Here is a 13,411-nt window from a genome sequence, read left to right as displayed (position 1 = left end):
GAGATGAGCGACCAGAAGTTCTTCGCCCAGCCCAACGAAACCGAGTGGACCGAGTTGCAGCCCGGCAACACTAGGCGGGTGCTGATCCATACCCCCGAACTGATGCAGGTGGAGTTCGGTTTCGAGTCCGGCGCCGTCGGCGCGCCGCACAGCCATCCGCATGTGCAGGTGAGCTATGTCGCCGAGGGCCGCTTCGAGGTCACCATCGACGGCAACACCGAAGTGGTCGAACAGGGTGGCAGCTTCATCGTGCCATCCGGGCTGGTGCATGGCGTGGTGGCGCTCACCCGCGGCCGGCTGATCGACGTGTTCACCCCGATGCGGCAGGATTTCTTCTAGAACCCCTCACCCGTCTCGGCTTGCGGCCGATCCACCCTCTCCCGCAAGGGGAGAGGGGGCTCCGCGCTTGCCACACACTCCGTGCCCCCTTCTCCCCTTGCGGGAGAAGGTACCCGAAGGGCGGATGAGGGGTTCCTTACCCGAACTCCCCCAGCATCTCGGCATACGCCGCCTCGTGCCCCCCACCCCAGTTCTCCATCCCCGGCGCCGTCAGCTTGCCGCGGCGCGGTGGGATCATGCTCGAAATCCGCCGCTCGGGGTCTTCGCGCCAGTTGAGGTTGAAGGCGGCGTATTTCGGGAAGAACTCCATGGCGTGGTAGGGCAGGTGGTCGTGTACCCACCAGGCCATCGCCTCCCAATCGCCGGTGCGCTCGTAGTAGGGAATGAAGCGGTTGACGACGATGCAGGCGGTGGCGCCCATGCGGCCCTCGGCATCGCGACGGTCCCAGATGTGGTGGGCGTAGTTCTTCTGGTTGCTGGCGCAGTTGAAGCCATGGGCGTTGCCGAAGCCGTTGACCTCGGGCGAGCGATAGGCGGAGCGGATGGAGATGCGGCCGAACCGCGCCTGCAGCGGCTCCAGCAGCTCCTCGCAGAGCCGCCGGCCTGCGGCGATGGCGAGGTCGGGGTCGTCCGGCAGGTTGCGAAAGCCATGCATCACCGCGATTTCGGAGACGAGGAAATCGCGCATGAAGAAGCTCTCCGAGAGCCGAACGCGACCGAGTTCCTCGAGGGCACGGACAGTCTGTGGCTGGCGCATCTGTGGCTCCGGTCTGGACGCGGCATGCTGGTCAGGTAACTTGCGCGGCACCACCCGGTTTCGACCACCCGCCCGGAGCCCTTCATGCTCGAAGTCCTGTTCTATGTCGCCATCACGGCCGAGGCGATGACGGCTGCACTGGCGGCGGGGCGGCGGCAGCTCGACTGGTTCGGGGTGTGCCTGCTTGCCTCTGTCACCGCCCTCGGCGGCGGCACCACGCGCGACCTGCTGCTCGGGCACTATCCGCTGTACTGGGTCGGCAACCCATACGTGCTGCTCCTGGTGTGCGGCGCCGCGCTGGCGACCATCATCGGCGCGCGGATGATGCACCGGTTGCGCTGGCCGTTCCTGTTGCTCGACAGTGTGGGCCTCGTGGTCTTCACCATTGTCGGGTGCAATATCGGCATGGAGATGGGGGTGCACCCCATCATCGTCATCGTCGCCGGCATGGTGACCGGCATCGTAGGCGGCATTCTGCGCGACGTCCTGGTCAACGAGGTGCCGCTGGTGTTCCAGGGCGAACTCTACGCCTCGGTCTCGATCGTCACGGCTGCGGTTTACTATTTCGGGATTACTGCCGGGCTGCCGAGCGATCTCGTGGTGCTGATCGCGCTCGCCATCGGCTTCCCGTTCCGCGTGCTCGCCATCCTCTATGGCTGGAAGATGCCGAAGTTCGTCTACGACAAGGATCTGCGCTGAATCGTATCACAAGCCGCGCCGGTCCTTCCTTGCCTTCGCCGGTTGTGGCAAAGGACTGCCATACAAGAACGGAGCAGTGATTTGCGGCAGACGTGGCGGTGGTTCGGCCCCAAGGATTTGTGCAGCATCGACGACATCACCCAATGTGGTGCCGAGGGGGTGGTTAGCGCCCTGCACCATGTGCCGAACGGGGTGATTTGGACTCCCGAGGAGATCGCCAGGCGCCACCAGGAAATCCAGACCCGCCGCGACGGTTCGCCCTCGGGGCTGACCTGGGACGTGGTGGAGAGCCTGCCGGTTTCGGAAGACATCAAGAAGCAGAAGAACGACTGGCGCGAGCACATCGCCAACTACAAGGTGTCGATGAAGAACCTCGCCGACAGCGGCATCGAGGTGATCTGCTACAACTTCATGCCGGTGCTGGACTGGACCCGCACCGACCTGCGCTGGACGGTACCGAGCGGCGGCTCGTGCATGCGTTTCGACATCAACGATTTCGCCGCCTTCGACATCCACATTCTCGAGCGGCCCGGTGCCCCGTCGGACTACACCAATGCCATCGCCGACGAGGCGGCCCGCCGCTTCGCCGACATGGACGAGGACACGCGCAAGCAACTGGCCCGCAATGTCACCATGGGCCTGCCGGGCTCGACGGAATCGATGACGCTGGACGACGTGCGGGCCCATCTCGACGAGTATGGCGCCATCACGCCCGAGCAGTTGCGCGCGCATTTCATCGCCTTCCTCGAAGAGGTGGTGCCGGTAGCCGAAGACCTCGGCCTCAGGCTCTGCTGCCATCCCGACGATCCGCCGTTCGCGCTGCTGGGCCTGCCGCGCATCATGTCGACCGAGGCCGACTACGCCACGATCATGGATGCGGTGGACAGCCCGGCCAACGGCATGACGCTGTGCTCCGGATCGCTGGGGGCACGTCCAGACAACGACCTGCCCGGGATGATGCGGCGCTTCGGGCCGAAGGTGCATTTCCTGCACCTCAGGAACGTCAAGCGCGACAGTGATGCAGTGATGGGCTCGTTCTACGAGGCCGAGCATCTCGGCGGCGACACCGACATGGTGGCGCTGATCGCCGAGATCATCGCCGAGGAGCGGCGCCGCAAGGCGGAGGGACGCGCCGACTGGCAGATCCCGATGCGCCCCGACCATGGGCAGGACATCCTCGACGATCTCGGCCGCCGCGCGCAGCCGGGTTACCCGACGATCGGGCGGATGAAGGGGCTGGCGGAACTGCGGGGTGTCATGACCGCGCTCGAACACGGGATGGTTCGCTTCTAGGTCCGATTTCTCGCGCTTTTGCACAACTGCGTATCAGTTGCTGTCGCCGGTTCACCAAATCTCAAGCCGCTGTGATCCAGTGTCGGGTGTTAGCGCAGCGCGAGGCGTATCTTGGACGCACTGGCTCAGTTCCAGAGGGTCGTGGACTGGTTTGTCCCCGACCACATGAAGCATGATCTGCACGGGCGGAAGCGCGTGCAGATGTTCATCATCAGCCACATCTTCGGCCCGTTGATCGCGACGCCGATCCCGCTCTTTCTGTGGTTTGCCGACCCGGCGCCGATGCCGCATGTGGCGATCCTCGCCGCCTCGATCTACGGCTTTTGGCCGTTCCTGGCGCTGGTGAAGCTCCTGCCGCGCCACTACACCGTGCTGGCCATGGCGTCGGTGGTGAACCTCACCTTCTGCATTCTGTGGGGCGCCTACAATTATGGCGGGGCCAGTTCGCCGTTCCTCGTCTGGATCGTGCTCGTGCCGCTTCTCGGCTTCATGTATCTGGGCTCGAACTGGGCGGCGCGCATCTTCGTGTTCTCCCAGATCACGCTCGGGCTTGGTGCGCTCTACCTGTTCTACCTGATCGGCTCGTTCCCCGAGCACATCCCCGTCGAGAACATGGTGGTCGCCGGCGTGTTGTCGGCACTGGGCTCGAACATCTACGTGTTCATGATGGCCGCCTATTATGCGAGCGTGGTCGACAGCCAGTCCGAATTGATGCGGGAGGTGGAGCGGCACCAGCAGACGCTGAAGGCGCTGACCAACGCCAAGGAGGAGGCGGAGCGCGCCAATGGCGCCAAGTCCGAGTTCCTTGCCAAGATGAGCCACGAGTTGCGCACGCCGCTCAACGCCGTGCTCGGCTATTCCGAAATCCTGCTCGAGGATGCCGAGCTTGACGGGCGGGGCGAGCAGATTGCCGACCTCCAAAAAATCAGCGCCGCCGGCAAGCACCTGCTGGCGATGGTCAACGACATTCTCGACATCTCCAAGATCGAGGCCGGCAAGATGGCGCTGCACCTCGAGACCGTCGATCTCGAGCAACTGATCGGCGAAGTGGAGTCGACCGCCCGCCCGCTCGCCGCCAAGAACGCGAATACCTTCGTCGTTCAACGGGGCAAGGCGCTCGGAACCATTCGCGCCGACGTCACCAAACTGCGCCAGGCGATCTTCAACCTGCTGTCGAATGCCGCCAAGTTCACCCAGAACGGGCAGATCACCCTCGAGGTCAACCGTCGCGGGGCCTGGGTCGATATCGCCGTGGCCGACACCGGCATCGGCATTTCGCGCGAGCAGCAGAAGGCGCTGTTCTCCAACTTCTCGCAGGCCAATTCCAAGATCGCTGCCGTCTATGGCGGAACGGGTCTGGGATTGTCGCTCAGCCAAAACCTGTGCCGCCTGATGGGTGGGCAGATCGAACTCGAGAGCGAACTGGGCAAGGGCAGCCGGTTCACCATTCGCCTGCCGGCCAAGCCCGTCGAGGCCGTCGGCCCGACCGCGCCTGCGGCACCGGATGTTCACCCGCCTCTGCCTGCCAGCGTGTGGACCGGCAGCCCGGAACCGGAAGTCGCCGAGCCGAGCGACATGGCCGCCCGCCAGCGGGCCGATGCTATCCCCGACGTCGAACGGCGCGAGCGTATCCTGGTGGTGGATGACGACCGCGAGTTCCTCCAGGTGGTGGAGCGGCTGCTTGCCAAGGAGCGCTACACGCCCATCTGCACCGATGCGCCGCAATCAGCGCTGCAGATCGCCCGCACGGTGAAGCCCGCCGCCATCCTGCTCGACATCCTCATGCCAGGCTTCGACGGCTGGGACGTGCTGGCGGCGCTCAAGGCGGATCCGGCGACGGCCGACATTCCGGTGTTCATGATCTCGATCCTGGCCGAGCGCGCCAAGGCGCAGGCCGCGGGCGCCGACGGCATCGTCATGAAGCCGCTCGACAACAGCAAGATCAAGGCCGCGCTCGCCGGTATCCGTGCCGCACGCGGCCACCAGAAGCGCTCTCGCGCTGCTACAGCCTAGGAGTCGCCAATGGCGTTGGTGCTCATCGTGGAAGACAATCCCATCAACCGGGACGTGCTCGGCCGGCGGCTCGAGCGGCGCGGCTTTTCCATTCGCTTCGCCGAGGACGGCCCCAGCGGCATCGCCGCGGCCAAGGCGCTGAAGCCGGACGTGATCCTGATGGATATCGGGCTGGGGGAGATGGATGGGTGCGAAGCCACCCGCCGCATTCATGCCGATCCGGAAACGGCGGAACTGCCGATCATCGCCCTCACCGCCAGCGCCTTCGAATCCGATCGGCAGAAGGCCCTGGCCGCCGGCTGCATCGACTTCGATACCAAGCCGGTGGACCTGCCGCGGCTGCTGGGAAAGATGCAGGCGGTGCTTGGCCCGAAGATGCCGGCAGGCGCCTAGAGGAGCGGGGCTCCTCAGCCCGCCTGCTGCAGGAGGGCTGTTGAAAGGGTGTGGCGGAGCCGGGCGACATCGATCGGCTTCTGATAGGCGGCCGGACAATCCAGCCCCACAAGCGCGGCGGAGCGCTGCACGATGCGTAGCGTCTGCTCGTCCTGGCCGCTGACGATCAGGATGCGGCCGCGATACCCACCGGCCGACAGCAGGCGGAACAATTCCAGCGCATCGACATGCGGCATGCTGATGTCCACGGCGATGACGGCCGGATGGAGTGCCTCGACCAGGTTGATCACTCCCCTCGAATCCGAGGTTGCGAACGCCTCGTAGCCACAGCGTTCGGCGACGCGCACGATCAGCTCGGCTGAGAACGCATCATCATCGACTGCGAGCAGGCGAGGGGAGTGGGTCATGGCATCGGGTCAGGCCGCCGCGGTGGCCTTTGCGGCCTGCGTGCGCGCCTCGTTGGCAAGCCGGTATTCGAGGTCGGCGTCGCGCATGGCTCGGGCCAGGATCTCCACTACCTGGTGGATATCGTCGGCGGTGTGGCTGGCCATCACCTGGAAGCGGAAGCGGGCGGCTCCCTGCGGCACTGCGGGATATTCGACCAGATTGGCGATGCCGCCCAGCGCCATCAGATTGCGGCTGGCGAAGCGCCCGACGCCTTCGAGCCCGAGGCTGACCGGCACGATAGGGGACGGATCGCCCAGCACCTCGAGCCCGGCCGCAACCATGGTGCTGCGCAGGAGCAGGATGTTGTCCATGAGCTGTCGGCGCAACTGCCGCCCTTCCTCGGAGCGGACGATCTCGAGCGCCTTCAGCACCGTTGCTGCCTGCACCGGGGACAGGGCGTTGGAGAAGGTGTGGGTGGCGCTGTAGTAGCGCAGATATTCCGCCGTGGCCCGGTCGCGCACGGCGATGAAGCCGCCATTGGAGGCGAAGGTCTTGGAGAAGCTGCCGATGATGATGTCGGCGCCCTCGAGCATGTTCTGCAGGCCAAGATGGCCCAGGCCATCCTCGCCGATCGAGCCGAGATCATGGGCGCAGTCGACCAGCAGCGTTGCCCCGTATTCGTCGCAGAGGGCCCTGAGGGCACCGAGGTCCGGCGTATCGGAGTGCATGGAGAACAGCGACTCGGTGACGACCATGATGCCGTTCTCGCTGTCCTCGGCGCGGATGCGCTGGAGCTTGCGGGTCAGGGCCTCGAGATTGAGATGGCCGTGATAGTGGATGTTCTGGGTGGCGGCCTTGGCGCCTTCCTGCAGGCAGGAATGGGCGAGGATATCCATGACCACGTGGTCCTTGGCGCGCACGAAGCCCTGGATCGAGCCGTAGCCGGCGGCCCAGCCGGTGGGATAGAGGACGATCTCGCGGCCGCCCAGGAATGCCGAGAGCTCGGCCTCGAGCCGCACCGAATTGGCGGTGTTGCCGAGCAGCGCCGCGGAGCCGGCGCTGTGAACGCCATACTCGCCGATGGCTTCGATGGCAGCGGCCTTGATGGCCGGGTGCGATGACAGGCTCAGATAGTCCTGGCTGGCAAAGTTGATGCCGGAGAACACGCTGCCCGTGTCGCTGCGGGCCTCGCAGCGCGCCTGGGGGGCGGTGGCGGTGGAACGGGCATAGGGCCACAATTCGTGCTCGCGCCGGAGATTCTGCCAGGCGTAGAACTCGCTGGCGCGCCCGATCAGGTCGGGTCCCACCGGGGCGCGGAAATCGCGCAGGCTGCCGGTCAGGGCGGCCTCGGGGGCCGTCGGTGGGGTCGAAGTCATAGGTTCACTCCAAAGTTCCGTGCGGGCGCTCGCACGTTTGTTGCTGCTACCGTGATGGTTCCCTTCTGAAAGGGGACTTAATTGATTGCGTTTATTTCGCGTTACGAGAACAGCTTGGGACCGTGGCTTAATTTTCGCTTAAGCAATTGTCGCGGCTTTGACGCCGTAGTGACGGCATTGCCCCACACGCAATTTTAAGTGCTGGCCGGCAAGGTCGCAGCCATGAAAAGCGTCTCCGGGCCCAGTGTCTTCTCCGCTGTCGATCGGTTCGTCGATCGCGCCATCGGCGCCGACGGCCTCACGCCCCATTTGCGCGACAAGCTGCTGGCCCAGCAACTGGCCTCGGTGGGGCAGATGTTCCCCGCCATCACCGCCGCTTCGCTGGTGGTCGCGGCCCTGTTCATGGTGCTCTCCTGGGGCACCAGCCTCGCCTGGCCGATGGCGCTGTGCGTCACCATCATCCTGTTTCTTGCCGCCAATGCCTCGCGGCTGGGCTCGCGCCTGGGAGACACCCCCACGGCCCAGCAAGCAAGGGGCGCGGCGCGGGGGCTGGTGGCGCATTCGGCACTGCTCGGCGCGTTGTGGGGCGTTGCGTTCAACATGCTGCCCTCTTCCACCGGTGCCGGGCTGACGGGCGCCGGCACCATGGGACTTGGCGGTCTGCTGGTCATTTCGGCAGTGGCGCTGGTCAATTTCCCGCAGGCGCTGGCCGCCTTCACCATTCCGCTGATCGTGGGCGGCCTCGGTGCGCTGGTCGGGGGGCAGGCCTCGGCCGACCTGACGGTGCAGGGAGCGCTGCTGATGGCGTTCACCTTCGTGATGGTGACCGTCACCTTCAACCATGCCTCCGCCTTCGTCGCCCATCGCGCCTCGGAACTGGCGGTAAAGGAGAAGGGCGAGATCATCGGGCTGCTGCTCGGCGAATTCGAGCAGACCACGTCGGACTGGATCTGGGCCTTCGATGCCGATGGCAGCCTGACGCGGGTATCGTCCGGCTTCACCAATGCCACGGGTGTTCCCGAGGCCGACCTGCTCGGCGCGGACTTCATCCATTTCCTGCGCTGCATCACCCCGCCGCAGGACCCGCTGATGGGCCGGATCGAAGAAGACGTGGCGCAGCGCGGCACCTTCCAGAATTTGGAATTGCGGGTGACCGCCGATGGCGAGGAGCGCTGGTGGAGCCTGACCGGCAAGCCGGCCTATGACGAGGCGGGGACCTATATCGGCTATATGGGCACCACTTCGGACATCACCGAGCGCAAGGCCGCCGAGCGGCGGATCACGGTGCTGGCCCACCACGACTCCATGACCGGGCTGCTCAACCGCACCAAGTTCACCGAACAGCTGGGGAGTTGCGTCGCCCGCCTGGAGCGCTACGGCACACCCTTTGCGGTGATGTTCCTCGATCTCGACCACTTCAAGTCGGTCAACGACAGCCGCGGCCACATGGCCGGGGATCGGCTGCTGGTGCAGGTTGCCCGCCGCATCCAGTCGCTGGTGCGCGAAACCGATCTCGTGGCGCGGCTCGGCGGCGACGAATTCGCCCTGATCCTGCCGCACGACACCGATGCCGATCACCTGTCGGTGCTGGCGACGCGGCTGATCAATGCCATCCGCGAACCCTACGAGGTCGACGGAGACGATCCGGTGAGCATCGGCGTCAGCGTCGGAATCGCGATCGCGCCGATCAACGGCACCCGTCCCGACCAACTGCTCCGCAATGCCGACCTCGCCCTTTATCGGGCGAAGGCTGATGGCCGCTCGGTCTACCGCTTCTTCGAGATGCAGATGGACTCCGAGGCACGCGAGCGCCGCCTGCTGGAGGCGGAACTGCGCGACGCCATCGCCAACGGCGAGCTGGTGCTGCATTACCAGCCGCTGGTGTCCGCCAAGGACCACCAGCCCACCGGCTTCGAGGCCCTGGTGCGCTGGAACCATCCGATCCGCGGGCTGGTGCCACCGGCCGAGTTCATCCCCATCGCCGAACAGTCCAACCTGATCGTCGAGATCGGCGACTGGACCATCGAGCAGGCGTGCCGCACCGCCGCCAATTGGCCGGAAGGCCTGACGGTGGCGGTCAACCTGTCGGCCAAGCACTTCCACCGCTCCGACATTTCCACCGTGGTCAAGAAGGCGCTGGCGATCTCCGGGCTCGATGCGCGCCGGCTGGAAATCGAAATTACCGAGGGATTGCTGATCGACGATCCGGACGCGGTGATCGCCAAGCTGGCCGAAGTGCGCGACCTCGGCGTCACGGTCGCCATGGACGATTTCGGCACCGGCTATTCGAGCCTAAGCTACCTGCTGAAGTTCCCCTTCGACAAGATCAAGATCGACCGCTCCTTCGTCGATGCTGCCTCCGACGACGAGGTGGCGCGCGACATCCTTCGCGCCATCGCTTCGCTCGGCAAAACGCTGAAGGTGACCATCACCGCGGAAGGCGTCGAGACCGAGGCGCAGGCCGAATTCCTCGCCGAGATCGCCTGCCACCAGTTGCAGGGCTTCCTGTTCGCCCGCCCGCTCGACGCGGTCGAACTGCCGCACTACCTCATGACCCACGTGCCGACGCGGGCCGCGGCGGTGAAGGCGGAAGCGGAACTGGCGCTCGCCAGCTAGTCCTCGAGCAGATATCCGCCGGCGCGGGAGGGCAGCACTTCGGTGCCGACGATCTTGGCGATGCCCGTCCCGGCGCGGACATATTTCGCCGAAGCCCGCGACAGGATGAAGCCGTCGGTTCCCGCCACCAGCGGCCGCCGCGCGATGAAGGCGTCGGGTCCATCCATGGCAATGAGGTCCGCCACCGGCTGGCCGCGGCTGACGCGATCACCGAGGCCGATGCGATAGGCGAGAAGACCCGGCGCGTCGGTGCGCAGCACTTCGGTCGCCTCGAACGGCGTCGGCGCCGGGGCAGGGGAAGGGAGGGTGCCCGGATCGGCATCGATCAGGCCGCGACCGGCAAAGAAGCCATGGAGACCGGCGGCATCTTCGATGCCGATCTCGTCCGAGACATCGGCCTGTCCGCGATATTCCAGCGTCGCGGTTTCTGCCGCCATCGGGATCGGGTGGTCGGGATTGGCTCGCTGCGCCTTGCGGTAGAGGTTGGGCAGCACTTCGTCGAAGGAGCCGCCGCCGCTGTCCTCTGCCGTCAGCGTCGCCGCCACGCCCATCCAGTCGGCGAGGTCCTGCAGTCCCGGCATCAGTTCGGGCGAGGTGAAGATGTGCTTGAGGCTCTCGTCGTCGCAGTGCAGGTCCAGGACGATGTCGCTGTTGACCGCCGAACGCAGCACCATCAGCCGCAGCCGCCGTGACGCCGTGGTCGCGGCCTGATCATCGATCCACTCGGTCACGGTCTGCCGGATCGTCGCGACATTGGCCGCGGCATCGTCGGTGAGTTTGCCGCTCAGCCGGTCGGCGACCAGCAGGTAAAGGTCGGGCCAGGCGCGGTTGTGGTTGAGGCCGCTGCCCATGTCGTAGCGGCCGATATGGTGGCGCAGCGACACATGCGAGAGCCCGAGCGGATTGACCGAGGGGAAGATGCTGAAGCGTGCCCGCAACTGCCCGGCGGCATCGGCCTCGCGCAGGCGCGGCAGCAGGTGGTGGAGCGCCATGGTGCCGGGCTGTTCGTCGGCATGGAGCGCTGCCTGCAGATGCACGCGCACCGGCGCGTCCTCCGGGCCGGCGGTGTACCAGAAAAGGTCGGTGGTCGTGCCGGGAGCGTCCCCGGCGATGGGCGTGCGGTGCAGGTCGAAGGTCATGGAGATATACTCAGCGGAGCCAGCGCGGCGCCCAGCGCAGGCTGGGCGCGGCCGGCAGGTGCCGCACCAGGCGGCGATAGATGAGGCCGAAGATGAAGAAGATCACCAGCGACACGGCAAGGAAGTAGAGCGCCGCCACCGGGAAGTGGAGGTAGGCGTTGAAGTCGCGCTCGAACAAGTCCTTGGCCGTGACCATCAGGTCCCGCTGCGAGCCGATCACCGGCAGGGCCAGGTAGACCAGCGCGGTGGCATGGAACAGGAACACCACTTCGTTGGTGTAGGCCGGCCAGGCCAGCCGGATCAGGTTGGGCCAGATGATGCGGCGGAACTGCTGCGTTCGCGACATCCCATAGGCGCGCGCCGCCTCGATCTCGCCGCGCGGCACGGCGCGCAAGGCACCGTAGAAGATCTCGGCGGTATATGCGGCGGTGTTCAGCATCAGCACCAGCGGGCCGATGAAGAGCGGGTGCAGCACGAGGCCGGAGACACTCAGCGGCCGCCACAGGCCGACATTGAGCGACAGCGCCAGCGAGTAGAACATGAAGAACTGGATGAACAGCGGGGAGCCGCGGAAGGCGTAGATGTAAGTGCGGCTCAATCGCGAGATCAGCGGATTCCTGGACGCCTTGCCCAGCGCAAGGAACACCGCGAACACGAAGCCGAGCGGAATGGATGCGGCGGCGAAGTAGATGTTGAACCACACCGCCGGGGCAAAGACCGCCAGTTCCTGAAGCAGAACCTCCATCAGCGGGCCTCGCTCAGAATGCCGCGCCCGGCGCGGCGCATCAGCGCCTCGAAGCCCTTCTCGGAGACAAAGGTCGCAAGGATGTAGAACACGAAGAGCACGAGATAGTAGCGCCAGCGCCAGTCATCGTGGACGAGTCCGACGGCGGGCAGGAAATTGGGAGCGCCGAGCCGATCGGCCCACAGCACGATATCGGCGATTTGCAAGAGGCTGAGCAGCGAGGTCGCCTTGATCAGTAGCAGCCACACATTGCTTAGGCCGGGCAGGGCGTAGACCCACATCTGGCGGATATGCACGCGCCACAGCACCTGAGCCGCCGACATGCCATAGGCCCGCGCCGCCTCGAGCTGGCCGCGGGGCACGGCGCGCATGGCGCCATAGATGACGTTGGAGGCAAAGGCGCCATAGACCAGCCCCAGCGAGACGGAGGCGAGGATCAGGTATTCCGTGGTGCCCAGGAACCAGTTGGCCTCGCGGCAGGGCGGCCAGGGCGCCGTCTGGGCGGCGATCGCCTCCGGCGAGCAGACCTGAGTGGAGACCATCCATTCCACGGTCTGCTCGAAGGCCAGCGGGAAGAACAGGAAGAACAGCACGTCCGGCACGCCGCGGACGATCGAGGAATAGAGCGTTCCGATCAGCCGGGGAACGGCGAAGCGAGAACTCTTGAGCGTCGCCCCGGTCAGCCCGAAGACGACAGCCAGCGCGCCGCCGAGAAGGGCCGCGAAGATGGTGAACTGGAAGCTGGCATACCAGGTGAGGTGTTTGCCATTGGTCAGGTAGCCGAGCCAGAAGGCGAGGTCTTCCATCATTGAGGGTTCGGGCTCTGGCTGGCTGGAGGTCGTTCCTCCCGGAGGAGGCGGGCGGTGGCTGCCCTAGGCGTGCCACCGCCGCTCTTGCGTTACTCGGCGAAGTAGGGGCCGCGGCCCTCGAACCACTGGGCGATCAACTCGTCCACGGTGCCATCGGCCTTGAGCGCGGTGAGCGCATCATCGAAGGCGGTCTTGAGTTCGGCTTCGTCCTTGCGCAGGCCGGCGCCGACACCTTCGCCGATCAGCACGTCTTCGCCGACGAATTCGATGGCGCCGCCGGAAGCGGCGACCACCGGCTCGAGATAGGCGCCGTCGGCCAGAATGGTGTCGAGGTTGCCGGCGGCGAGGTCAGCCATGGCCTGGTCGGCGGTGGCGAAGGACACCACGGTGTTGTTGGCGCTCAGGTTCTCCTCGGCATAGGCTGCCTGGATGGTGCCGCCCTGCACGCCGACGCGGACGCCGGAAAGGTTGGCGAAGTCGAGGTTGGCGCCGGCGGCGGCCACGTACTTGGACGGGTCGGGCGGGAAATAGTTCTGCGAGAAGTCGATCGACTGGCGGCGTTCCTCGGTGATCGACATGCCGGCCATGATCACGTCGTAGTTGCCGGCCAGCAGGTTCGGGATGATCGAATCCCAGTCGTTGATCACCCACTCGCAGCTAAGGCCGGCCTGCTCGCAGATGGCGTTGCCGAGGTCGATCTCGAAACCGGCAGGCTCGCCGGCGTCGTTGAGGAAGTTCCAGGGGGCGTAGGCGCCCTCGGTGGCAATGCGCACGGTTTCCTGCGCCTGCACGGTGGTGCCGAGCGCCAGCAGCGCGGCGGCAGTGAGGAGGAGCTTGTTCATCGG

Annotated in this window: 13 protein-coding genes; 6 read left to right on the top strand and 7 right to left on the bottom strand. The window is 65.9% G+C overall.

Annotated elements, in window-relative coordinates; genetic code table 11:
- Positions 1-3 precede the first annotated feature (3 nt).
- Positions 4-339 (top strand): cupin domain-containing protein, encoded by a 336-nt coding sequence (locus ACFSX5_RS04195; RefSeq protein WP_386832039.1) that lies wholly within the window; start codon positions 4-6, stop codon positions 337-339.
- 136 nt (positions 340-475) lie between these two features.
- Here ACFSX5_RS04195 and ACFSX5_RS04190 read toward each other — a convergent pair whose 3' ends face one another.
- Positions 476-1,096 (bottom strand): hypothetical protein, encoded by a 621-nt coding sequence (locus ACFSX5_RS04190; RefSeq protein ID WP_386832038.1) that lies wholly within the window; start codon positions 1,094-1,096, stop codon positions 476-478.
- A gap of 84 nt (positions 1,097-1,180) precedes the next feature.
- Here ACFSX5_RS04190 and ACFSX5_RS04185 point away from each other — a divergent pair, with 84 nt between their 5' ends.
- From ACFSX5_RS04185 to ACFSX5_RS04170, 4 genes are all read left to right on the top strand, one after another.
- Positions 1,181-1,795: a trimeric intracellular cation channel family protein gene (locus ACFSX5_RS04185; RefSeq protein WP_386832037.1), complete on the top strand. Its 615-nt coding sequence runs from the start codon at positions 1,181-1,183 to the stop codon at positions 1,793-1,795.
- An 81-nt stretch (positions 1,796-1,876) separates the two neighbouring features.
- Positions 1,877-3,088: a mannonate dehydratase gene (gene uxuA / locus ACFSX5_RS04180; RefSeq protein WP_386832036.1), complete on the top strand. Its 1,212-nt coding sequence runs from the start codon at positions 1,877-1,879 to the stop codon at positions 3,086-3,088.
- Between the two features lie 111 nt (positions 3,089-3,199).
- Positions 3,200-5,101 carry an ATP-binding response regulator gene (locus ACFSX5_RS04175; protein ID WP_386832035.1) on the top strand — a complete coding sequence of 634 codons (1,902 nt, stop codon included), beginning with the start codon at positions 3,200-3,202 and terminating at the stop codon, positions 5,099-5,101.
- 9 nt (positions 5,102-5,110) lie between these two features.
- Positions 5,111-5,494: a response regulator gene (locus ACFSX5_RS04170; protein WP_386832034.1), complete on the top strand. Its 384-nt coding sequence runs from the start codon at positions 5,111-5,113 to the stop codon at positions 5,492-5,494.
- 14 nt (positions 5,495-5,508) lie between these two features.
- Here the strand turns inward: ACFSX5_RS04170 and ACFSX5_RS04165 are convergent, their stop codons facing one another.
- Both ACFSX5_RS04165 and ACFSX5_RS04160 read right to left on the bottom strand, forming a co-directional pair.
- Positions 5,509-5,901 (bottom strand): response regulator, encoded by a 393-nt coding sequence (locus ACFSX5_RS04165; RefSeq protein ID WP_386832033.1) that lies wholly within the window; start codon positions 5,899-5,901, stop codon positions 5,509-5,511.
- Between the two features lie 9 nt (positions 5,902-5,910).
- On the bottom strand, positions 5,911-7,257 hold the full coding sequence (locus ACFSX5_RS04160) for an aminotransferase class I/II-fold pyridoxal phosphate-dependent enzyme (RefSeq protein WP_386832032.1): 1,347 nt from the start codon (positions 7,255-7,257) through the stop codon (positions 5,911-5,913).
- A gap of 222 nt (positions 7,258-7,479) precedes the next feature.
- Between ACFSX5_RS04160 and ACFSX5_RS04155 the strand changes: the two genes are divergently transcribed.
- Positions 7,480-9,873, top strand: coding sequence for a putative bifunctional diguanylate cyclase/phosphodiesterase (locus ACFSX5_RS04155; protein WP_386832031.1), 2,394 nt, complete (start codon positions 7,480-7,482; stop codon positions 9,871-9,873).
- On the opposite strand, the gene ACFSX5_RS04150 is transcribed toward ACFSX5_RS04155, so the two are convergent.
- The 4 genes from ACFSX5_RS04150 to ACFSX5_RS04135 form a co-directional block, all read right to left on the bottom strand.
- Positions 9,870-11,012 carry a succinylglutamate desuccinylase/aspartoacylase family protein gene (locus ACFSX5_RS04150; RefSeq protein ID WP_386832030.1) on the bottom strand — a complete coding sequence of 381 codons (1,143 nt, stop codon included), beginning with the start codon at positions 11,010-11,012 and terminating at the stop codon, positions 9,870-9,872. The two genes, ACFSX5_RS04155 and ACFSX5_RS04150, sit on opposite strands and share 4 nt — an antisense overlap.
- A gap of 10 nt (positions 11,013-11,022) precedes the next feature.
- Entirely contained in the window at positions 11,023-11,757 is a 735-nt protein-coding gene (locus ACFSX5_RS04145) for an ABC transporter permease (RefSeq protein WP_386832029.1), read from the bottom strand.
- Positions 11,757-12,566 carry an ABC transporter permease subunit gene (locus ACFSX5_RS04140; RefSeq protein WP_386832028.1) on the bottom strand — a complete coding sequence of 270 codons (810 nt, stop codon included), beginning with the start codon at positions 12,564-12,566 and terminating at the stop codon, positions 11,757-11,759. The genes ACFSX5_RS04145 and ACFSX5_RS04140 overlap by 1 nt, the downstream gene beginning before the upstream one ends.
- Before the next feature lie 89 nt (positions 12,567-12,655).
- Positions 12,656-13,408, bottom strand: coding sequence for a transporter substrate-binding domain-containing protein (locus ACFSX5_RS04135; RefSeq protein ID WP_386832027.1), 753 nt, complete (start codon positions 13,406-13,408; stop codon positions 12,656-12,658).
- Between the last annotated feature and the right edge of the window lie 3 nt (positions 13,409-13,411).

The sequence above is a fragment of the Devosia albogilva genome (assembly GCF_042685625.1).
Lineage (GTDB): Bacteria > Pseudomonadota > Alphaproteobacteria > Rhizobiales > Devosiaceae > Devosia > Devosia albogilva.
This window is presented reverse-complemented; position numbering and strand designations above follow the sequence as displayed.